Origin of the sequence: Roseovarius mucosus (genome assembly GCF_002080415.1) — a bacterium.
Lineage (GTDB): Bacteria > Pseudomonadota > Alphaproteobacteria > Rhodobacterales > Rhodobacteraceae > Roseovarius > Roseovarius mucosus_A.
Window position 1 is genome coordinate 3,807,611 of record NZ_CP020474.1, and the last position, 20,978, is coordinate 3,828,588.

Sequence of the window (20,978 nt, forward strand, 5' to 3'; positions counted from 1 at the left end):
CTTCACAAGCCGGATGAGTTTGCATATACGGCCCGAACCTACCTGATCACGTGCGGTCGTGGCGGAATTGGTAGACGCGCAGCGTTGAGGTCGCTGTGGGGTAACTCCCGTGGAGGTTCGAGTCCTCTCGACCGCACCATTTCACCCCCAGAGGGTGGAGTGTTGATCAAGAGAATTTCCAGAACAGGCAAGTTGTCACGCCAATTTTGGCGGTGATTTCAGTTGGTTTTGCGTCACTCAAAACCAGACTGCACGGCATGGCTTTCTTGGGGTCGGCACCGCGTTGAGCAGGGTCGTCAGGTGCTAGGGCAGGGCGCGACAGGATAGGCTGTGCGGAGGCTGCTTTCTGCGCAGTGCTCGCTTTGACCCCGGTCACTCCCACCAGCGGTCAATGCGCGCGATATCCTCATCCGACCAGCCGAAGTGATGGGCAAGCTCATGCACCACCACATGCGTGACCAGATCGGCCAGATCAATATCGCCCCTGTCGCGCCATTCCTCAAGGATAGGCTCGCGGAAAATCCAGATCGTATCAGGGCCAAGAGGCTGATCGAAATGCGATTTCTCGGTGAGGGGGATGCCCTCGTAGAGACCAGTCAGATCAAGCGGATCGTCGATCCCCATCTCGTGAAGCAGTGTTGCGGATGGCCAGTCTTCGACGATCAAAACCACGCTCTGCGCCGCAGGGGAAAAGGCCGGGGGCAGCGCGGCAAACGCAGCGCGGGCCATGTCCTCAAAGCTTGCAAGATCGGGGTCGGGCGTGGTCATTCCCGGCATATGGGGCGCGGGGGCGGAAATGTAAATCCGCCCCCGCGCGCCGGATCAGAGCATCAACTGATAGCTGGCGGGCACATACTGGAACCCGTCGCCGCGCGTCTCGACATAGCCCACGGCAGGGAAGGGCATATGATAGCCGATGAACGGCACCTTATCGGCGGCCAACATGCCCAAAACCTTGCGTCGGGTTGCGGCGGCCTGCGCTTTGTCCATGTCGAATGTCACCTCCCAGTCGGGATACCCGAGCGACCAGACATAGTGGTTCGCGAAATCGGCGGCGATAACCAGCGATTTGCCGCCGCTCTCGATCATGTAGGCGGTATGGCCGGGCGTGTGCCCTGCGGCAGACATGGCGGTAATGCCAGAGGCAACGCTTGCCCCGTCACCGATCATTTCGGTCTTTTCCGCCAAGGGACGCATCTTGCTGTCAAATCCTTCGTTTCCGGCAGCGGCCCAATGGTCGTATTCGGCGCTCGCGGTCACGTAGCGGGCATTGGGAAACGTCGCCCCGCTCTCGCCCATCAGACCGCCGATATGGTCGCCGTGCATATGGGTAAGAACGACGACATCAACCTGATCGGGCGTGTATCCCGCGGCGGCAAGCGCACTGGTGATGGCATCCGGGTTGAGGCCGGTATCAAAAAGCACAAGTTCCGCGCCGGTGTTGATTACCGTGGGCGTAAAGAAAAACTGCGCCTGATCCGTTGGAATATTGTTGGCTGCTGAAACGGCTGCGAATTCTTCGGCGCTGACATTGAGGCCAAAGATCGTCTGTGGGTCCGGTCGCGCCGTGGTCGCAGCAAGCAAGGTCGTCACCTCGAAGTCGCCCAGTGTCACCCGGTTATACCGCGTGGTGGATGCCCCAAGCATTGGGGCTGCCGCGCGGGCAGGCGTGGTCATCGCCGCAAGGGGCAGAGCGGCGGCAGAGCCGAGGATTGCGCGACGGGTCAGCGTGGGTCTGGACATGGTTTCCTCCTGGTTTGTTGATGCTCGCGTCAGGGTAGCGCGCTTCTATATAGTGCGCATCGTGCTCACGGAAAATTGAGAGTGGTTTGGCCCGCAACGAAAGGCTTTATTCCCTGCGCAGGCGACTGCGGATAGCCGCCGCGCCTGTGCACCCCTTTGAAAATCGCAAAGCCGCCCGCCTCACCCGCCCATGGCGAGGGGCCGCAATCTGGACAAACGCGCGCACCTGTGACAAAGCCCGCGGCAGAGTCAGGAGACGCCCATGATCACCACCCGCTTTGCCCCGTCGCCCACCGGCTATATCCATGTCGGCAATCTGCGCACCGCGCTGATGAACTATCTCATTGCCCGGCGCGCGGGGGGCACGTTTATCCTGCGGATTGACGATACCGATGCCGAGCGCTCGAAAGAGGCCTATGTCGACGCGCTCAAGCAGGATTTGGAGTGGCTGGGCCTGCATTGGGACCGGATCGAGCGGCAATCGCTGCGGCTGGATCGCTACGCCGAAGCGGCGGACAAGCTGCGCAGCATGGAGCGCTTTTATGAGGCGTTCGAGACGCCGACTGAACTCGATCTCAAGCGCAAGAAGCAGCTCAACATGGGCCGCCCGCCGGTCTATGACCGTGCTGCACTGGCGCTGAGTGAGGCGGATAAAGACAAGCTGCGCGCCGAGCGGGGCAATGGTGTCTGGCGGTTCAAACTGATCCAAGAACGGATTGAATGGAACGACGGCATTTTGGGCGATATTTCGATTGATGCGGCCTCGGTCAGTGATCCGGTGCTTATTCGTGGCGATGGTCAGGTTCTTTATACGTTGGCCTCTGTTGTGGATGATGTCGAGATGGGCGTCACGCATATCGTGCGCGGCTCGGATCACGTAACCAATACGGCCACCCAAATTCAGATCATCGAGGCCTTGGGGGCCACCCCGCCGCAATTCGCGCATCACTCGCTTTTGACAGGGCCGCAGGGTGAGGCGCTGTCGAAACGTCTGGGCGCGCTGTCGTTGCGCGACCTGCGCGCGCGGGGCGTCGAGCCGATGGCGCTTTTGAGCCTGATGGCGCGGCTGGGGTCGGCTGATCCGGTGGAGTTGCGCAGCGAGATGGCCGAGTTGATCGAGGGCTTTGATATCGAGCGCTTTGGCTCGGCACCGACCAAGTTCGACGAGAATGACCTATTTCCGCTGACTGCGCGGCATCTGGCGGCGCTGCCGTTTTCGGCGGTCGCAAGCAAGATCGCAGACATTGGCGTGCCTGCGTCATTGGCCCCGCAATTCTGGGAGGTTACGCGCGAGAATATCACCACGCTCAAGGATCTTGACGGCTGGTGGGCGCTGTTCCGGGATGGCGCGGACCCGGTGATCGAGGACGAGGACCGAGAGTTTGTGGCACAAGCCATGACGCTTTTGCCCGAGGGGCCGCATGATTCAGAAACTTGGGGGAAGTGGACGACAGCGGTCAAAGACGCCACGGGACGCAAGGGCAAGGGCCTCTTCATGCCGCTGCGCAAGGCGCTGACCGGTCAGGCGCATGGGCCGGAAATGGCGCAGGTGCTGCCGCTCTTGCAGGTGATCAGGGCGAGGGGCTAAGCACCGCCGCGCGCAATCGGGTCTTGTCGCGCTCAACGGTAAGGGCCGTTTCAGCATATTCGCGGGCATGTTGCGACATCTCCCGCGCCGCTTGGGCAAGAGTGGCATCCGGTACAGACGCGAGCCGCGCCAAAACCTGTTGCAGGCGCAACGCCACTTCGATCTGTCCCGCGCCGTCACGGGCGACGCTGGCAAAGGCCGTGTCGATCATCGCCACGCGCGATGTCTCTGGCAGGAAGAGACGGGGAAAGCGCGGGCTATCCTCGGCATGCGTGGCATAGGCCCAGTCGAGCAAGAGCTTTTCCTGTCGGCAAAGAACGGCAATTGCGGTGCCCGGATCGTTGATCCCCGGCGATAGCGCGCGCGAGGCCGTTTCCGAGAGCACCAACAACCCATAGCTTGCATCCTGCTCAAAGCTGCGAGTGGCGGCGATGGTCAGGTTCTGGCAGATGGCGCGCCGCTCATCCTCGGCCAGCCCGCTCGCATGGCCGATGGTCTGGCCCCGAACCAGATAGGCACCGGGCCGGACATAGAAATAGACACGGGTTTGATCCGTACCCAGCTTCTCGCTGATGGCGTGCATGTCGATAAGTTGCAGATACCCTGTTTGGGGTGCCGTCAACGGGCGGGCCTCATCCGGTAAAACTGTATCTTCGGACAGGCGCTGCGCCCCAAGGGAGGGGAGGCTGCGGTCGCGCATGAGGCTGTCGCGTGCCGCTTGTTCGACCGCAAACAAAGTGGCATCCATGCTGCCCAAATCGCTGAGATGGTGAATCCAGCGCAAAAGCGCCACCACCACCAACACAACAACCGCCACGGTAAAGACCAACACGAGCACGCTGGCCCCTTCGGGATAAAACCCCGCTTGAAAGAGGATGATCGCACTTAGCGCATAGACAAAGGCGCCTATGAAAGTTGCCAGAACCGTATGCGTGGTCGTATCCGCCAGCAGGATCGCATGCACACGCGGCGTGGTTTGACCGGCAGCGGCGTTATGCGCCGTGACCATGACATTGAGCGAGAATGTACTGACCGCAAGCATCCCCGAAGCAAGGATCGTCAGGATCGGCATGACGGCATCTGGCGTAAAGCGCGCTTTGAGACTGTTCGGGATCTGGTCCTCGAGCAATATCGCTGCGCCCGAGGCCAGGATCGCCAGAAGGGCAAACAGCGTCACGCGCAACCAAAGCTTGCGGCTGAGACGCAGGAGCGAGAGGGCTGTGGTTGAGAGGATGTGGATTTTCACGCGCGCGCCTTGGTTACCTGTCTCTGGCGAGGATCGACACGCCAAGCCGTTCAAGATGCTGGTCAGTCAGCGCTCGCTCGACCGCCGTGAGTGGTTGGTGGCGGGGATATCTGGGCGCGCTGCGATCATCAAGCAGGGGGGCATCCCAGCCCTGCGTCGTATCAAAGAAACGCTGCACGCCCGCCGCGCCGAATTCGCGGAAATAGCCCTGCACCACCACATCGAGATAACTGAGCAGGATCGGATGCGCATGGCTCGGGGCCGCATGCAGCCCGTCGGGAATGGTATAGACGGCGATCTCGGGGGCATGGGGCAGGGGGTGGCGGACCTGATGCGCGGCGGGTGCGCGGATATAGGCCGCCTCACGCGCGTCAAGTGCAGGCCAATCGGCATCGGGCACCGGGGCAATCAGCCCGTCGATCTCTGCCTCGGGGTCTGGCACCACCGTCAGATAGGCCACCGGTCGCAGAGTGGTGTGTCTCCAGATCCGCCGCCAGCCGGTCAATTGCGCAGGTATGGCCGCCTCAAAACTGTGGCTGGCGCGGTTCACAAGGCTGCCGTAGCCAAAGAAATATGAATTCCCAATCACTGTTTTGCCCCTGTCTTGATCTGGATCATGGCCGCGCGGCTGTTTCACCGCAAGACTTGATCCACTCAATGAGGGGAATGACTGTTATGCGGATTACCAAACGCACCAATATTGCCATCCGGCTCTTGATGTTTTGTGCTGCCAACAGCGACCGTCTCGTCACCAAGGCCGAGATTGCCGAGCGCTGCAACATTTCTGAAAGCCATCTGGCGCAGGTGATAAATCGTCTGTCGCAGCTGGGCTTTCTCTATACCCAACGTGGGCGCACCGGCGGGGTACGTCTGGGGCGTCCCATGTCTCAAATCACTGTCGGTGACGTGTTTCGCCAGTTGGAGCAGCACACGCCCGTCGCAGAATGCTTTGCCGATGTGGACAACACCTGTCCTTTGACCAAGGCCTGCCGCTTGCGGGTGGCGCTTGTCGATGCGGTCGAGGCCTTTTACGCGCATTTGGATGAGGTGACCCTTGATGCCCTCGTCTGCAACAACGACGCGCTCTTCGCGATTTTTTCAACGGTTCCCTGTCTCAAACAGGCTTGAAATGAGGGCTGCTGTATACTAGCGTGCACATTAGATCGGATAGGGAGAACTGGCGCAAGCCAGTGCCGAAGGAGCAACCGCCCCGGAAACTCTCAGGCGCAAGGACCTGCCCGATCCTCGAAACTCTGGAGAGAGCCTGGCTTTGACCGGGCCGCCGACGGGATAGCGATCTCAGGCAAAAGGACAGAGGGGGCATCGTGGCGCAGCTTGTAATGGGCTTGCGCATAGGCGGTGCCGGACTGATCGACAGTTGATCCGGACCCATGAAAAAGGGAAGGATGCGGATGTCTGATCTGCAAATAACGCCATTGAATGCGTTGCACCGCGAGTTGGGGGCCAAGATGGTGCCCTTCGCAGGCTATGACATGCCGGTGCAATATCCCATGGGCGTGATGAAGGAACACCTGCAGTGCCGCGCCAAAGCGGGCCTGTTCGACGTAAGCCATATGGGGCAGGTGATCCTGCGCGCGCCGGGCGGGTATGCCGCCGTGGCCGAGGCGATGGAGGCGCTGGTGCCCGTAGACCTTTTGGGTCTGGGTGTGATGCGGCAACGCTATGGCATGTTCACAAATGACGCGGGCGGTATTCTGGATGATCTGATGCTGGCCAACCGGGGCGATCACATGTTCGTCGTGGTCAACGCGGCCTGCAAGGCTGCGGATATAGCGCATATGCGCGCCGGGCTGATGGGGGTCGAGGTCGAGGAAATCACCGACCGCGCGCTTTTGGCTCTGCAAGGGCCGGCAGCAGAGACGGTGCTGGCCGCCATAGTTCCAGATGTCGCTGCGATGCGCTTTATGGACGTAGGCGTTTTCGCGTCGGAGTTTGGCGAGTTGTGGATTTCACGCTCGGGATACACGGGCGAAGATGGCTATGAGATTTCCGTGATCGAAGATCAGGCCGTGTCATTGGCACGGTGCCTGCTGGCCCACGAAGATGTGGCACCGATTGGATTGGGTGCGCGCGACAGCCTGCGGCTTGAGGCGGGTCTGTGCCTTTACGGCCATGACATCGACACCGGCACAACCCCTGTCGAGGCCAGCCTGAGTTGGGCCATCCAGAAAGTTCGTCGTGCAGGCGGCGCACGCGCGGGCGGATTTCCCGGAGAGGACCGTATTTTAAAAGAACTGCACGAAGGTGCCTCGCGCGCCCGTGTGGGCCTGCGCCCCGAAGGCCGCGCGCCGATGCGCGAGGGCACACCGCTTTTCGCCGCCGCCGAAGGTGGCGAGGCCATTGGCCATGTCACCTCCGGTGCCTTTGGTCCGACCATAGAGTCGCCAATGTCGATGGGCTATGTCCCGCAGGGCTTGGCCGCCGAGGGCACAGAGCTATACGGTGAGGTGCGCGGCAAGCGCATGCCTGTCCGGGTGGCCAAGCTGCCCTTTACCCCCGCAACTTTCAAACGCTGAGCAACAGGAGCCGGAAAGCGATGAAATTCACCGAAGAACATGAATGGCTGCGCGTCGAGGATGACGTCGTGGTCGTGGGCATTACCGAACACGCCAGCGAGCAACTTGGCGATGTGGTCTTTGTCGACCTACCCGAAGTGGGCACCGAGGTTAGCAAGGATGACGAGGTGGTGGTGATCGAGAGCGTCAAGGCGGCTTCGGATATCCTTGCCCCGATTGACGGCGAGATCGTCGAGGTCAACGATGCGCTGATCGACAATCCCGGCAAGGTCAACGAAGATCCGATGGGCGATGCCTGGTTCTTCAAGATCAAGCCCGCCGATCCCAGCCAGATGGATGATTACATGGATGAGGCCGCCTATCAGGCCCATATCGCCTGAATCCGCCCGCCGGAGGCGCGGACGCCCCCAAAGAGTTTCGAGCCTCCGGCGGGAGTATTTTTGCCAAAAAGAAGCCGCGGGTTGGCGTGATGCCACCTGCGCGATCTGATGAGGACAAACCCATGTCGTTCAATGCGACCGATTATCTGCCCTATGATTTCGCAAATCGCCGCCATATCGGCCCCTCACCCGAGGAAATGACCGAGATGTTCAAGGTGCTGGGCGTCGGGTCTCTTGAGGCCCTGATTGACGAGACGGTGCCGAAATCCATCCGTCAGGAAAAGCCGCTCGATTTCGGCAAGCCGAAGTCCGAGCAGGAACTACAGTTCCACATGTGGCAGACCGCGTCCAAGAACAAGGTCCTGACCTCGCTCATTGGGCAGGGCTATCACGGCACGGTGACGCCGCCCGCGATCCAGCGGAACATTTTTGAAAACCCCGCGTGGTATACCGCCTATACCCCCTATCAGCCGGAAATCAGCCAAGGGCGGCTTGAGGCGCTGTTGAACTTTCAGACCATGGTCAGCGATCTGACCGGGCTTGAGATTGCCAATGCCTCGCTTCTGGACGAGGCGACGGCGGCGGCAGAGGCGATGACCATGGCGCAGCGCGTGGCCAAATCCAAGGCCAAGGCGTTTTTCGTCGATGAGAATTGTCATCCGCAGAATATCGCCGTGATCCAGACCCGCGCCGCGCCCTTGGATATCGAGGTGATCGTGGGCAGCCCGGATGATCTGGAGGCGGACAAGGTCTTTGCCGCGATTTTCCAGTATCCCGGCACCTATGGCACCCTGCGCGATTTCACCCCCGAGATTGCAGCCCTGCACGAGCGCGGTGCGCTTGGGATCGTGATTGCCGATCCTCTGGCACTGACGCTGCTCAAAGAGCCGGGTGCCATGGGCGCGGATATCGCTGTTGGCTCGACGCAGCGCTTTGGCGTGCCGGTGGGCTATGGTGGGCCGCATGCCGCCTATATGGCGACCAAGGATGCCTATAAACGCGCCATGCCGGGGCGGATCGTGGGTGTGTCGATTGACAGCCACGGCAACCGCGCCTATCGCCTGAGTCTGCAAACCCGCGAGCAGCATATCCGCCGCGAAAAGGCCACGTCGAATGTCTGCACCGCGCAGGCGCTTTTGGCGGTCATGGCGTCGATGTATGCCGTTTTTCACGGCCCCAAGGGGCTGCGCGCCATCGCACAGCGCATCCACCGCAAGACGGTGCGTCTGGCCAAGGGTCTGGAGGCGGCGGGCTTCCATGTGGAACCGGGCGATTTCTTTGACACGATCACGGTCGATGTTGGTCTTTTGCAGCGCGGCGTGCTGCAATCGGCGGTCCGCGAAGGGATCAACCTGCGCCGCGTGGGCGAGACACGGATCGGGATCACGCTCGATGAGCGCAGCCGCACCGCGACGATTGAATCGGTCTGGCGCGCCTTTGGCATCATCATGGAGGATGCCGATTTCACACCCGAATACCGCATCCCCGATGTGTTGCAGCGCGAGAGCGACTATCTGACCCATCCGATTTTCCACATGAACCGCGCCGAGACCGAGATGATGCGCTATATGCGGCGGCTGGCGGATCGTGATCTGGCGCTGGATCGGGCGATGATCCCGCTGGGGTCCTGCACGATGAAGCTGAATTCCGCAGCCGAGATGATGCCGGTCAGTTGGCGCGAGTTTTCGCTTTTGCATCCCTTTGTGCCCGCTGATCAGGCGCTGGGCTACAAAGAGATGATCGACGATCTGAGCGCCAAGCTCTGCGATATCACCGGATATGCTGCGATTACGATGCAGCCCAATTCTGGCGCGCAGGGGGAATATGCGGGGCTTTTGACCATTGCCGCCTATCACCGGGCGCAGGGGCAGGGGCATCGCCGCGTCTGTCTGATCCCGGTCAGCGCGCATGGCACCAATCCGGCGAGCGCGCAGATGGTGGGCTGGGATGTGGTCGTCGTCAAATCCGCCGAGAATGGCGATATTGATGTCGAGGATTTCCGGACCAAGGCGGAAAAACATGCGGATAACCTTGCCGGCTGCATGATTACCTATCCGTCCACCCATGGTGTGTTCGAGGAAACGGTGCGCGAGGTTTGTGAGATCACCCACGCCCATGGTGGCCAAGTCTATATCGACGGCGCCAATATGAATGCCATGGTCGGTCTCTCGCGCCCCGGTGATTTGGGGGGCGATGTGAGCCACCTTAACCTGCACAAGACGTTCTGCATCCCGCATGGCGGTGGCGGGCCCGGCATGGGGCCAATTGGGGTCAAGGCGCATCTTGTGCCGCATCTGCCGGGGCACCCCGAAACGGGCGGATCTCAGGGGCCGGTCAGTGCTGCACCTTTTGGGTCGCCCTCGCTCTTGCCGATTTCATGGGCCTATTGCCTGATGATGGGTGGGGCCGGGCTGACGCAGGCGACGCGGGTGGCGATCCTCAACGCCAATTTCATCGCCAAGCGGCTCGAAGGGGCGTTTCCGGTGCTCTACAAGGGCCGGGGTGGTCGGGTGGCGCATGAGTGCATTCTTGATGTGCGCCCCTTTGCCGAGAGCGCGGGCGTGACCGTGGATGACATCGCCAAGCGGCTGATCGACTGTGGTTTCCATGCGCCGACGATGAGCTGGCCGGTGGCGGGCACCTTGATGGTGGAACCGACCGAGAGCGAGACCAAGGCCGAGTTGGATCGGTTCTGCGACGCGATGCTGGCCATCCGCGAAGAGATCCGCGACATCGAGGAGGGTCGGATTGACGCGGAAAACAACCCGCTCAAGAACGCCCCGCACACGATGGAGGATCTCGTCAAGGATTGGGACCGTCCCTATAGCCGCGAACAGGGCTGTTTCCCGCCGGGGGCCTTTCGGGTGGATAAATATTGGCCGCCGGTCAACCGGGTGGACAATGTTTATGGTGACCGACATCTGATCTGCACCTGTCCACCGCTGGAGGACTACGCCGAGGCCGCAGAATAACCGCCTTTGGCAGCAAGAAGAAAAAGACGGCCTGTAAAGGCCGCCTTTTGTCCTGCTAAAATTACTCTTTTTAAATTATCCGCCCCTAACAAAGGAAAGCGGACAAGCGACAGAAACGGATGCGCCATCACTCACACGAGCCGCCCTTATCACTTAACTTCACGCTAATGTGAGTGTCTTGAGTCTGTCATACCCCAAATGGGGTAAAGGCCGCGATTAATCGGCAAGCAATTAATCGGCGAGCAGTAATGTGAGCCGATCCAGAACCGGGCGCCAATGCCGGAAAAACGCCAGTTGCCCCGCATCCTCAAGCAGATGGAATTCGATCCAAGGGTAATCCCGGCGAAATTCCTCGAATGTGGCCAGCGGCACCTGCGGGTCTTGCGCGCCGTTCATGAACACAAGCGGCAGCTCGCCACGCAAAGCCTCGACGTCTGCGCTCCAATCATCGAGTTGGCCAGACACAAGCTGTCGCGAGAACGCCGCATGCGCTGAATGGTTGTCGGAAAGGGCGACTTCGGACCCGGTGGCAAGCGCCTCGAACGCTTCCGGGTCTTCGATCGTCGCAACATCGGCGATCGAGTTGCCATAAACCGCGTGCAGAAAGTTGCGCTTGCCTATCTTGCGCGCGAGCAGAAATCCCGCCTTGACCATGAAGGGCAAGAGATGCGGTGTATACTTTGCACCAGCCATGATGAAGCGATGCCATTTGTGCATACGCTCGAACTGTTCGCGGCGGGTAAGGGGCAACATGCCAGAGCAGGCCACGATCCCACTGAAGGCCAAAGGATTCAAGCGGGCCAGCTTCACCGCGTAATAGGCATCGCCACTCAGGCAAAGGATGGGACAGCGCGTCACCTTCTCGGCGCGCAGGACGCGCATGGTGTCATCGTAGAGCGCCGCATCATAATCCGCCCCCTGTGCCACCATATCCGACAGGCCATATCCCGGGCGCAGCGGCACGATGATTTTGAGGCCACGTAACGTGGCGCAGGCTTCGGCCGAAGCAGGCCACCGGACCAACCCAAAATCTAAGGGGAGGTAAAGCACGGGCCGCCCCCTTGGTGCCCCAAGGATGAGATAATCCACGCGCCGACCGTCGGGCATGACCAGTGATTTGAAATCCCGCTCTGAAAGCGCTGCATAACCGCGGCTGACCACGCGTGGACCCGGTGCCGCGCGCACGGTCATAGCGGTCATGTCGATCATCGAGAGCGCGAGACGCACCAGTTCTAATTGTGAGTGGGTCTCAGTCTTGGCGAGCAGCGACTTGATTTGCGCCCGGATCGTATCCACGGAGCGCCCGCGCTCGGCGGCAATCTCATTGACGCCGCGACAATCCACCAAATGGCACAGGATATCCGCCTCGGTCTGGGTCAGATCGAAGGCTTCGATCAAAATCTCACAAAACCCGGGGGGCATGCTTATTTCATTTGAGGCGGCGAGAACCAGAACCGAGCCATCGGGGGCAACACAGCGCTGCAACCGGAATACGATCAGATGACCCGCCTGCACCGAACGCACCCGAAGCACGGCGGTATCTTTTTCCCGGCTGTCGAAAAGAATGTCGAGGGCACCCGCGAGCGCGTCCATATCGGCCTCATGGATCGGCAGATCGAAGAGGCGCGCGTTTTCAGGCAGGGCCATGGCCTGATGCGCGGCGGGATTTGCGGCTCGGATGTGACGGCAGCGATCCAGCAAGAGGGCAGGCACACGGTCAAACGGGGCCAGCATGGCGTCGAGGCCATCATGATCCGCGTCTTCAGGCGCAAGGCGATCAAGAAATGCGGTGGCGCGGCGAAAATGTTCTGAAATCTGGGGTTCGTCCAACAGACGCGGCGCATCCAAATCGACTTGCGCACGAAGAGGGCCAATCGCGCTTTCCCAATGGTCGAGAAGCGCCTCGTAGCGCACGGGATCGAGCGCGACATCATAAAGACGGTCGAGGGTCGCCGCCCGGTCCGCGTCGGACAGGGTGACAACGTCGACTTTATCCGCCGTGTGCCGGTTCGATGTCATGCCTGAAATCCGATGAGATTAAAACTGGCCGAAGCCACCATTAAGTCATGCAGAAATGGCGTATCAAAGGCAAATGAAAAGATTTTCTGGCTTCAGCTTTCCAAAAGACAGGCGAAATGATCCTTTAAACTGAGCCAAGTTGCCTCATTTGCAGCACTCAGGAGAGTTCCCTGAGTGATTGAAGTATTGTAATCGCGCCCATCCAGCATCCGCGCCACGCCGCCGGCCTGCTGACAGATGAGCACGCCCGCCGCATGATCCCAGGGGTTGAGAACCTCTGACATGACGAAATCGACGGCCCCTTGCGCCAAAAGACGGTATTCATGGCAAGAACAGCGCAGGGCGTTACACCGCCCGAGCGCGGGTAACAGGGGGGCCAGCTTTTCTTGCCGGTCCTTCGGCATAAGAGAGAAGTGAATATAGCCTTGCAATTCTGCCAAAGCCCCGCCGCCTGACACGCGCACAAGACGCTCTGCACCCTGAACCGTCGCCATTCTCGCAGGCGCAGCCTCATCGGCGATAACCCAGTCATCCGAGACAGGGTCATACAGCAGGCCCAGCACCGGGCGGCCAAAGCGGGTGACGGCGATGATCACACCAAAAAGCGGCAGGCCGTGCACGAAGTTCCAGGTGCCGTCCACCGGGTCGATGATAAAGGCCAGTTCCGCCTCGGACACATCCTCGCGCAGGGTCGGCTTGGCTGCCACCGCCTCTTCGCCCACGATCAGCGCATGGGGAAACATCCGTTGCAGCCCCCGCGCCAGCATCGCCTCGGCCTGATGATCGGCCTCGGTCACCAGATCATGCGGCCCGGATTTGGTGCTGGCGTCGGCCCGTGTCACCGTGCGAAACCGTGGCATGATTTCGGCCCGCGCGGCGCGGCGCACGAGATTGACCAGCATGGTCTGTTGCGCTGGCGTGAGCGGAGCAGAGAGCGGGATAGGCAGCGAATCGGTCATGTCATCTCCTGTCGGGACTCCGGTGGAGTGCCAGCCTTGGGGACTGAAATCAACGCGGCATTGGCCTTAAAGACCGGGGGTTTCACCCCCGGACCCCCAGAGTATTTTAGCCAAAAAGAAACCTGCTCGTCGCGGGCTTATTCGCGCGCGCGCAGGGTCCGTGCCGGACGCGCGCGCAGCGGGCCCAAGGCAAAGACCAGCCCCGCCAATAGCGTGACCAACATGCCGCCAAAGATGATCCCTATGGCAGAGGGCCAGATCACGGTAAATGAGGTGTCCATCACGAAATGGCTGACGGCCCAACCACCACCGATGCCAGCGCCCAAGGCCACCCCCCCGGCGGCACCCCCAAGGATAAGGGCTCGCAAAACGAGGCTGGTGAGGATCCGGCCGCGTGTGGCCCCGAGGGTCTTGAGGATGGCTGCCTCATAGGTGCGCGCGCGCTGATCGGCCGCTGCCGCGCCAATGAGCACCAGAAAACCGGTAAGCAGTGTGATTGACGCCCCCCATGAGGTGGCCGAGGCCAGACCCGCCAAGAGGTCGGTCACTTGGCTTAGCGCATCGCGAACGTTGATCGCGGTCACATTGGGGAACCGGTCGGTCACGTCGCGCAGGATGTTTTCCTCGGTTTCTTGGTCATCGGCATAGACTGTGGCGATGAAGGTATGTGGCGCGCCGGCCACCGCCGCCGGGTTCATCAAAAGGACAAAGCCCATCCCGACGCTGGAAAAATCCACCTCTCGCAGCGAGGTGATGGGGGCTGTGATGTCGCGGCCCAGAATGTTGACGGTGATTTCATCACCAATGCCGATGCCCATTTCCATCGCCTCTTCAGCGGCAAAACTGAGTTGCGGTGCACCGCTATAGCCTTCACCCCACCACGTGCCGGCGGTGATTGTGGTGCGGGCGGGCAGGGCATCGGCGTAGCTCACGGCGCGGTCGCCCTCGACCACCCAATGCCCCGGTGCCACCTCTGTTGCGGGCCGGCCATTGATACGGCTGATGATGCCTCGCAGCATCGGCGCATTGTCGATGCGGCTGACGGCTTGGTCGGTCTCTAGCCGGTCCAGGAACCAGTCCATCTGATCTTTTTGCAGGTCGACAAAGAAAAAGGAGGGCGCGCGCTCTGGCAGGTCGGCGGCGATGGCGCGGCGCAGGTTACCGTCGATTTGCCCCACGGCTGCCAGAACAGCCAGACCAAGGCCAAGCGAGAGCATGACAGGCCCTGCCGTCGTACCCGGCCCGCCAATTGCGCCAAGCGCCCAGCCAAGGGCAGGTCGACCACGCAGGCGCGGGCGCAGGCTGCGGGCCAGCCGTTGGACAAGCATGGCCGCCAAGGTGAGAACCAAGAGCGCAGCACCGATACCGCCCGCTGTCCATAGGGTGAGCGGGGTGTTGCCGGAAAAGAGCATTGCAGCCAAAAGAAGCAGCGCGATCAGCCCAAGGGTTGTCGCGATCCAAGGCCAACCGGGCCAGCGACGTGTTGCGCCCGCTGCTTCACGGTAGAGGGCGGCCGCGCGGATGTTTCGCGCGCGCGCAAGGGGCCAGAGTGTAAAGATCAGCACGCTGAGCACGCTGTAGAGCGCGGCCTCTGCCATGGGGGCGGCATAGGGGGCAAAAATGGCAGGCACGGGTAGCCGCGCCGCGATCACAGGCCCGAGGAGTACCGGCAGCCCCACGCCGAGGATCAGGCCGCCAATAATGCCAAGCAGCGCCAGCACGCCGACCTGAATGAAATAGGTCAGGAAAATCGTCCGTTGATCGGCCCCAAGGGTGCGCAATGTCGCGATGACCTGCACTTTGCCTGCAAGATAGGCGCGCAGCGCTGCCGAGATGCCAACCCCCCCGACCGCAAGCCCGGAGAGCCCGACAAGAACCAGGAACGCCCCAAGGCGGGTCACGAATTCTGCGACACGCGGGCTGGCGTTTCGGGCATCCGACCAGCGAAAGCCGGAGCCATCAAGCTCTTGCAGCGCGCGCGCTTCAAATGCAGCCAGATCAGTACCCTCTGGAAGATCGAGGCGATATTTGGTGGTGAACAACGAGCCTGCGCTGAGCAGGCCAGAGCCGTCCAAATTGGCGCGGCTGACAATAGTCCGGGGGCCAAGGCCAAATCCTGCGCGCGTTTGATCCGGCTCTTTCACAAGTTCAGCCATCAGTCGAAACTCGCGTTCGCCCAAGCGAAAGGTGTCGCCCACCGTAATGCCCAACCGGGCCGCCAAAATCGGCTGCATCACTGCGCCGGGCACACCGCCCGCGCCACCAAATGCCACATCCAGTGGCATGTCGGGGGATAGAACCACAGTGCCCACCAATGGATACGCGTGATCCACGGCTTTCAACTGTGTCAGTTCGCGGCGTCCGCCAGGGGCAATCGCCATAGAGCGGAAATCCGCAATTTCCGAGACGGCATCGGCGTTGCGGGCCATCCACGCGTATTCGTCTTCGCTGGCGAAACGGTAGGTCAGCTCCAGTTCCGCGTCACCGCCGAGAATGGCTGCGCCCTGTTCGCTCATGCCTGCGCGGATGCTCTCGCGCAGGGTGCCCACTGCGGCGATTGCCGCCACGCCCAAGATCACGCACGCCAGAAAGATGCGAAAGCCACGCAGGCCGCCGCGCAATTCGCGCCGGGCAAGGCGGGCCGCTATGCGCAGGCTCATGCGGCGGCCTCGACGCGGCCATCGCGCAGGCTGATCACGCGGTCACAGCGTGCCGCAAGCTCGGGGTCATGGGTGACAAGCACAAGTGTCGCCCCATGCCGGTCACGCAGGCCAAAGAGCAGGTCGATGATGCTCGCCCCTGTCGTGCTGTCGAGATTGCCGGTCGGCTCATCCGCGAGGATGATGGCCGGGCGGGGTGCTGCGGCGCGGGCAAGGGCCACGCGCTGTTGCTCGCCACCCGATAGCTGCGAGGGGTAATGGCCTGCGCGCGCCGCAAGCCCTACGGTTGACAGTTCCTCTTGCGCGCGGCCATGGGCATCTGCAACGCCCGCAAGTTCGAGGGGAGTTGCTACATTTTCGAGCGCTGTCATCGTTGGAATAAGGTGAAAAGACTGGAACACCACGCCAAAATTCTCACGTCGCAAGCGCGCCAGTTGATCTTCGTTCATCGCCGAAAGGTCTTGGCCCAAGGCCGTGATGCGCCCAGAGGTGGCGCGCTCCAATCCGCCCATGAGCATCAACAGCGAAGATTTGCCAGAGCCGGAGGGCCCGATCAGGCCCAAGGTCTCGCCCTTGTGGACATCGAGTGAAATCCCGTGAAGTATGCGCACGAGACCGGCATTCCCCTCCAGTGACAGCGTGACGTCGGTGAGGGACAGGATAGGAGAACTCATGCGTTTGCGCCTGATTTACAAAGGTTTTCTGACATATGGGGCCGCACGGCCCTTGGGCAAGGTGGTAGCGGCGTTTCTCTGCCTTGTCAGCCCCGTGATGGCGGCAGAGCCGGTCACGGTTCTGGCCCTTGGCGACAGTTTGACCCAAGGTTACGGCCTGCCAGAGCAGGATGGGTTGGTCCCGCAGATGCGGAAATGGTTGGAGGATCAAGGGGTTGAGGCGGAATTGATCAATGCGGGCGTGTCCGGCGATACCACGGCGGGCGGGGCGGCGCGGGTGGAGTGGAGCCTAACGCCCGAGGTGGATGCGATGATTGTTACCTTGGGTGGCAATGATCTTTTGCGCGGCATTGATCCGGCGGTCAGTCGCCGCAATCTCGAGAGTATCCTGAGAATAGCGCAGGCGAATGAGGTCGAGGTTTTGCTGGTTGGCCTCTCGGCTCCGGGCAATTATGGGGCCGAGTATAAATCTTCTTTCGATGCGATTTATCCAGAACTGTCAGAGGCTTATGGTGCGTTCTATGCACCGGATTTCTTTGCGGGGCTGGGCGGCGGCGATCCTGCGGCTTTGCAGCAATGGTTTCAGGCGGATGGCATTCATCCAAATGCCGAGGGTGTGGCGCGCATCGTCGAGGGCTTGGGGCCGCACCTGCGCGCCTTGATCGAGGCGGCGCAGGCGGAGTAACGCCGACGCCCCTAGCTCCAGGGTTCGCGCAGGCCAAAGCGCTGCGCCATATCGGGCAGTGCGTCGCAGAGCATGTCGATGAAGGCAGCCGCTACCGGGCTGGGTGTGCGTCCGTCGCGCACCAGCAGGCTAACGCGCCGCAGACAGGCGGCATCGGCCAGCGGTCGCGTTACAACGCCGTCGGGCAAGGCGCGGGTGGCCAGCCCGGGCAGGATCGTGTCGCCCGCGTCGGCCTGCACCATCGCCAAAAGCGATGTCAGGTTGCGCACCGAGAGGCGCGCACGCGCCGCGAGGGTTTTGAACTCGGGCGTCGATAGTGCGCTGAGGGTTTCGTTCAAAATCAAGCGCTCGCCGCTCAGTTGATGCCACGCAAGCGGGCGCGTCTCGGCTGCAAGCGGATGTGCCGAGTTGCACACAAAGACCAAGGCATCGGTGAAAAGAGGAATCGCGCGCAGCCCGTCGGGCTCTGCTGCGGGGCTGGCCAGACCAAGATCAGTGTCCCCGCGCAAGAGCATTTCGCGAACGCTGGCGCTGTCGGTGTCGTAAAGATCAATTTCGGCCTCGGGGCGGGCCTCTACAAAGGTCTTGAGAATGGCGGGCAGGATCAGCGCCGCCACCGAGGGGACCGCCGCAATCCGCAGACGGCCCGAGTACCCCCGCGCATAGCCGGTGATCAGCTCTAGCGCACGGTCATGGTCGCGCAACAAGGGCCCCACAACATCGAGCACGAAGGTTCCGAGGTCTGTCAGCTTGCTTTTGCGGTCGCTTTCAAACAGCGGCCCCCCCAATTCCGCCTCAAGCTGCTTGAGGGTCATCGAGACCGCCGACTGTGTTCGGCAAAGGATTTCCGCAGCATCGCGGATATTGCCATGTTCGGTGACGGTGACAAAGGCGCGCAGGGCTTCGGTCCGGATCATGGCTGGCCTGTTGGATGTTTCAGGGAAACTGAAGTTGGATGCAGTTATATTTGTTTGCCTTAATTCGGTCAATCGCGGATCGTCTGGCGAGGCGGGCGAAGCCCCGCAAAGTGACGGATCGACGGAAAGGGACGAGCGTATGACGGTGCCACAGACCGGAAATTTCATTGCAGGCGATTGGCGCGGGTCAGACACGCGGATCGAGAACCGCAACCCGTCGGACGTATCGGATTTGATCGGCACCTATGCACAGGCCGACCGCGCCGATCTGGACGAGGCGATTGCAGCGGCGCGGGCGGCGCAGCCTGCCTGGTGGGCGGCTGGCATACAAAAGCGGCATGATGTGCTGATTGCCATTGGCACCGAGTTGATGGCGCGCAGCCCTGAGATTGGTGGCATGGTCGCCCGAGAAGAGGGCAAGCCGCGTGCCGAGGGTGCGGGCGAGGTCTATCGTGCCGGGCAGTTCTTTTGCTACTACGCCGCCGAAGTGCAGCGCCAGATGGGGGATTTCGCCCAGAGTGTGCGCCCCGAGATTGACATTGATGTGCGCCGCGAACCTGTGGGCGTCGTGGCGATTGTCAGCCCGTGGAATTTCCCGGTGGCGACGCCTGCGTGGAAAATCGCGCCCGCTTTGGCCTTTGGCAATGCGGTGGTGTGGAAACCGGCCAATCTGACGCCGGCAAGCGCGGTGGCGCTGGCCGAGATCATTGCGCGACAGGATATGCCACGCGGTCTTTTCAACCTTGTGATGGGGCCGGGGCGCGCGGTGGGCGAAGCGCTGGTGTCGCATCCCGGCATTGATGCCATCAGCTTTACCGGTTCGGTCAACGTCGGGCGGGGCATTGCCGCGGCTGCGGTGCCCAACATGACCAAGCTGCAGATGGAGATGGGATCAAAGAACCCGATGCTGATCCTGGATGATGCCGATCTCGATATGGCGGTTGCCCATGCGGCGGGGGCGGCCTTTGGCGGCACGGGGCAGAAATGCACGGCCGCCTCAAGATTGATCGTGCATGCGGCGGTGCATGATGAATTCGTGGCGCGGCTGGCGGATGCGGCACGGGCGCTTCAGGTTGGGCATGCGTTGGACGCAGGCACACAGATCGGACCAGTTGTCAGCGCCGACCAACTCGCGCAAAATCTGGCCTATATCGAAAAGGGTAAGGCAGAGGGGGCAGAGCTTTTGTGTGGCGGAGAACGGTTGGAACGCGCGACCGATGGATATTACATGGCGCCGGCGGTCTTTGCGGGCACGCGCAACGATATGGCGATTAACCGCGAAGAAATGTTCGCGCCAATCACCTGTGTGATCAAAGCCGCCAGTTATGACGAGGCGCTGAGCATCGCCAATGACAGCGAATTCGGTCTGACCGCTGGAATCATGACCCGCAGCTTGGCGCGCGCCAACCACTTTCGTGCCAATATGCGGGCGGGCACGGTGATGGTGAACTTGCCCACGGCGGGCACGGATTACCACGTGCCCTTTGGCGGGCGCGGCGCGTCCAGTTTTGGGTCGCGCGAACAGGGGCAATATGCCGCCGAGTTCTACACGACCATCAAAACTGCCTATGTGGCACGGGGGCTGCCGGAATGAGCGTGGTGATCGACGGGCTGCAATATGCCAATTGGTCGGAAAAGATATTCCGCCAGATGCGCGCGGGTGGCGTGGATGCGGTGCATGTCACCATCACCTATCATGAGAGTTTTCGCGAAACAGTCCTGAACATCGAGGCGTGGAACCGGCAGTTCGAGCGGTTTCCGGATCTGATCTTTCAGGGGTTTGGGGCCGAGGACGTGACCCGTGCAAAAGAGACCGGGCGCACGGCGATTTTCTTTGGTGCCCAGAACCCAAGCTGTATCGAGGATGATATCGGGCTGGTCGAGGTTCTGCACCGGCTGGGACTTCGGTTCATGCAATTGACCTATAACAATCAGTCCCTGCTGGCGACGGGTTGCTATGAGGCAGAGGATACGGGTTTGACCAGGATGGGGCGCGAGGTGGTGGCAGAGATGAACCGCGTCGGGCTGGTGGTCGATATGAGCCATTCGAGCGAGCGCTCTACACTTGAGGCGATTGCCCACTCAACCCGCCCGATTGCGATCACCCATGCCAATCCCGCGACGTGGCATGCTGCGCGGCGCAACAAATCTGACCGCGTGCTGGGTGCCTTGGCGGAATCGGGTGGCATGCTGGGCTTCTCGCTCTATCCACATCACTTGCAGGGTGGCGGGGGCTGCACCGTGTCATCCTTTTGCGAGATGGTGGCGCGCACGGTCGATCGTATGGGGGTCGAGCGGCTCGGAATCGGGAGCGACCTCTGTCAGGATCAGCCCGACTCGGTGGTGGACTGGATGCGGTCGGGGCGTTGGACCAAGGCGGTCGATTACGGCGAGGGCAGCGCTGACGCTCCCGGATTTCCGCCGATGCTAGAGTGGTTTCAGGATAACCGGCATTTCGGCGCGATCTCTGACGGATTGCGCGCCGTGGGAATGAGCATTGCAGAAGTCGAGGCCATCATGGGTGGCAATTGGCTGCGGTTCTTTCGCGAGAGTTTCGGGCCGAACGAGGCCGCGCTGTGACTTGCGGCGCGCTCAATC

The 20,978-nt window shown here is 61.4% G+C and carries 17 protein-coding genes, 1 tRNA gene and 1 riboswitch; of the genes, 9 read left to right on the forward strand and 9 right to left on the reverse strand.

Features of this window, described 5'->3' with window-relative positions; genetic code table 11:
• The first annotated feature begins 52 nt into the window (after nucleotides 1–52).
• Nucleotides 53–139, forward strand: a tRNA-Leu gene (locus tag ROSMUCSMR3_RS18215).
• A gap of 233 nt (nucleotides 140–372) precedes the next feature.
• Here the strand turns inward: ROSMUCSMR3_RS18215 and ROSMUCSMR3_RS18220 are convergent.
• Both ROSMUCSMR3_RS18220 and ROSMUCSMR3_RS18225 read right to left on the reverse strand, forming a co-directional pair.
• The gene (locus tag ROSMUCSMR3_RS18220; protein WP_081508281.1) at nucleotides 373–768 is read right to left on the reverse strand and encodes a metallopeptidase family protein; all 396 of its coding nucleotides are present in this window, start codon (nucleotides 766–768) and stop codon (nucleotides 373–375) included.
• A gap of 54 nt (nucleotides 769–822) precedes the next feature.
• Nucleotides 823–1,743 carry an MBL fold metallo-hydrolase gene (locus ROSMUCSMR3_RS18225; RefSeq protein WP_081508282.1) on the reverse strand — a complete coding sequence of 307 codons (921 nt, stop codon included), beginning with the start codon at nucleotides 1,741–1,743 and terminating at the stop codon, nucleotides 823–825.
• A gap of 262 nt (nucleotides 1,744–2,005) precedes the next feature.
• On the opposite strand from ROSMUCSMR3_RS18225, the gene gltX reads away from it, so the two are divergent.
• Entirely contained in the window at nucleotides 2,006–3,331 is a 1,326-nt protein-coding gene (gene gltX, locus ROSMUCSMR3_RS18230) for a glutamate--tRNA ligase (protein ID WP_081508283.1), read from the forward strand.
• Here gltX and ROSMUCSMR3_RS18235 read toward each other — a convergent pair.
• Both ROSMUCSMR3_RS18235 and ROSMUCSMR3_RS18240 read right to left on the reverse strand, forming a co-directional pair.
• Entirely contained in the window at nucleotides 3,315–4,577 is a 1,263-nt protein-coding gene (locus ROSMUCSMR3_RS18235; protein WP_081508284.1) for a DUF2254 domain-containing protein, read from the reverse strand. The two genes, gltX and ROSMUCSMR3_RS18235, sit on opposite strands and share 17 nt — an antisense overlap.
• Before the next feature lie 13 nt (nucleotides 4,578–4,590).
• Nucleotides 4,591–5,163: a gamma-glutamylcyclotransferase family protein gene (locus ROSMUCSMR3_RS18240; protein WP_237183595.1), complete on the reverse strand. Its 573-nt coding sequence runs from the start codon at nucleotides 5,161–5,163 to the stop codon at nucleotides 4,591–4,593.
• Between the two features lie 89 nt (nucleotides 5,164–5,252).
• On the opposite strand from ROSMUCSMR3_RS18240, the gene ROSMUCSMR3_RS18245 reads away from it, so the two are divergent.
• The 4 genes from ROSMUCSMR3_RS18245 to gcvP all read left to right on the forward strand — a co-directional run bounded on the left by ROSMUCSMR3_RS18245 (nucleotide 5,253) and on the right by gcvP (nucleotide 10,466).
• Entirely contained in the window at nucleotides 5,253–5,705 is a 453-nt protein-coding gene (locus ROSMUCSMR3_RS18245) for an RrF2 family transcriptional regulator (RefSeq protein ID WP_008281919.1), read from the forward strand.
• Between the two features lie 31 nt (nucleotides 5,706–5,736).
• A riboswitch (glycine riboswitch) is annotated at nucleotides 5,737–5,823 on the forward strand.
• Between the two features lie 166 nt (nucleotides 5,824–5,989).
• Nucleotides 5,990–7,114: a glycine cleavage system aminomethyltransferase GcvT gene (gene gcvT / locus ROSMUCSMR3_RS18250; protein WP_081508286.1), complete on the forward strand. Its 1,125-nt coding sequence runs from the start codon at nucleotides 5,990–5,992 to the stop codon at nucleotides 7,112–7,114.
• A 20-nt stretch (nucleotides 7,115–7,134) separates the two neighbouring features.
• Entirely contained in the window at nucleotides 7,135–7,494 is a 360-nt protein-coding gene (gene gcvH / locus ROSMUCSMR3_RS18255; protein WP_008281921.1) for a glycine cleavage system protein GcvH, read from the forward strand.
• A 122-nt stretch (nucleotides 7,495–7,616) separates the two neighbouring features.
• On the forward strand, nucleotides 7,617–10,466 hold the full coding sequence (gene gcvP / locus ROSMUCSMR3_RS18260) for an aminomethyl-transferring glycine dehydrogenase (RefSeq protein ID WP_081508665.1): 2,850 nt from the start codon (nucleotides 7,617–7,619) through the stop codon (nucleotides 10,464–10,466).
• Nucleotides 10,467–10,697: 231 nt separating this feature from the next.
• On the opposite strand, the gene ROSMUCSMR3_RS18265 is transcribed toward gcvP, so the two are convergent.
• The 4 genes from ROSMUCSMR3_RS18265 to ROSMUCSMR3_RS18280 form a co-directional block, all read right to left on the reverse strand.
• A complete protein-coding gene (locus ROSMUCSMR3_RS18265) occupies nucleotides 10,698–12,485 on the reverse strand; it encodes a LuxR C-terminal-related transcriptional regulator (protein WP_081508287.1) in 1,788 nt (595 codons plus the stop codon).
• A gap of 92 nt (nucleotides 12,486–12,577) precedes the next feature.
• Nucleotides 12,578–13,444, reverse strand: a complete 867-nt coding sequence (locus ROSMUCSMR3_RS18270) for an inositol monophosphatase family protein (protein ID WP_081508288.1) — start codon at nucleotides 13,442–13,444, stop codon at nucleotides 12,578–12,580.
• 137 nt (nucleotides 13,445–13,581) lie between these two features.
• Nucleotides 13,582–16,104 carry an ABC transporter permease gene (locus tag ROSMUCSMR3_RS18275; RefSeq protein WP_081508289.1) on the reverse strand — a complete coding sequence of 841 codons (2,523 nt, stop codon included), beginning with the start codon at nucleotides 16,102–16,104 and terminating at the stop codon, nucleotides 13,582–13,584.
• Nucleotides 16,101–16,778 carry an ABC transporter ATP-binding protein gene (locus tag ROSMUCSMR3_RS18280; RefSeq protein WP_081508290.1) on the reverse strand — a complete coding sequence of 226 codons (678 nt, stop codon included), beginning with the start codon at nucleotides 16,776–16,778 and terminating at the stop codon, nucleotides 16,101–16,103. Before ROSMUCSMR3_RS18280 ends, ROSMUCSMR3_RS18275 begins: the two co-directional genes overlap by 4 nt.
• Here ROSMUCSMR3_RS18280 and ROSMUCSMR3_RS18285 point away from each other — a divergent pair.
• Nucleotides 16,777–17,463: an arylesterase gene (locus ROSMUCSMR3_RS18285; RefSeq protein ID WP_081508291.1), complete on the forward strand. Its 687-nt coding sequence runs from the start codon at nucleotides 16,777–16,779 to the stop codon at nucleotides 17,461–17,463. The genes ROSMUCSMR3_RS18280 and ROSMUCSMR3_RS18285 overlap by 2 nt on opposite strands.
• A gap of 11 nt (nucleotides 17,464–17,474) precedes the next feature.
• Here the strand turns inward: ROSMUCSMR3_RS18285 and ROSMUCSMR3_RS18290 are convergent, their stop codons facing one another.
• Nucleotides 17,475–18,380, reverse strand: coding sequence for a LysR family transcriptional regulator (locus tag ROSMUCSMR3_RS18290; protein WP_081508292.1), 906 nt, complete (start codon nucleotides 18,378–18,380; stop codon nucleotides 17,475–17,477).
• 139 nt (nucleotides 18,381–18,519) lie between these two features.
• Between ROSMUCSMR3_RS18290 and ROSMUCSMR3_RS18295 the strand changes: the two genes are divergently transcribed.
• Together ROSMUCSMR3_RS18295 and ROSMUCSMR3_RS18300 are read left to right on the forward strand one after the other, a co-directional pair.
• Nucleotides 18,520–19,974: an aldehyde dehydrogenase family protein gene (locus tag ROSMUCSMR3_RS18295; protein WP_081508293.1), complete on the forward strand. Its 1,455-nt coding sequence runs from the start codon at nucleotides 18,520–18,522 to the stop codon at nucleotides 19,972–19,974.
• Nucleotides 19,971–20,960 (forward strand): membrane dipeptidase, encoded by a 990-nt coding sequence (locus ROSMUCSMR3_RS18300; RefSeq protein WP_081508294.1) that lies wholly within the window; start codon nucleotides 19,971–19,973, stop codon nucleotides 20,958–20,960. Before ROSMUCSMR3_RS18295 ends, ROSMUCSMR3_RS18300 begins: the two co-directional genes overlap by 4 nt.
• Nucleotides 20,961–20,978: the final 18 nt, after the last annotated feature.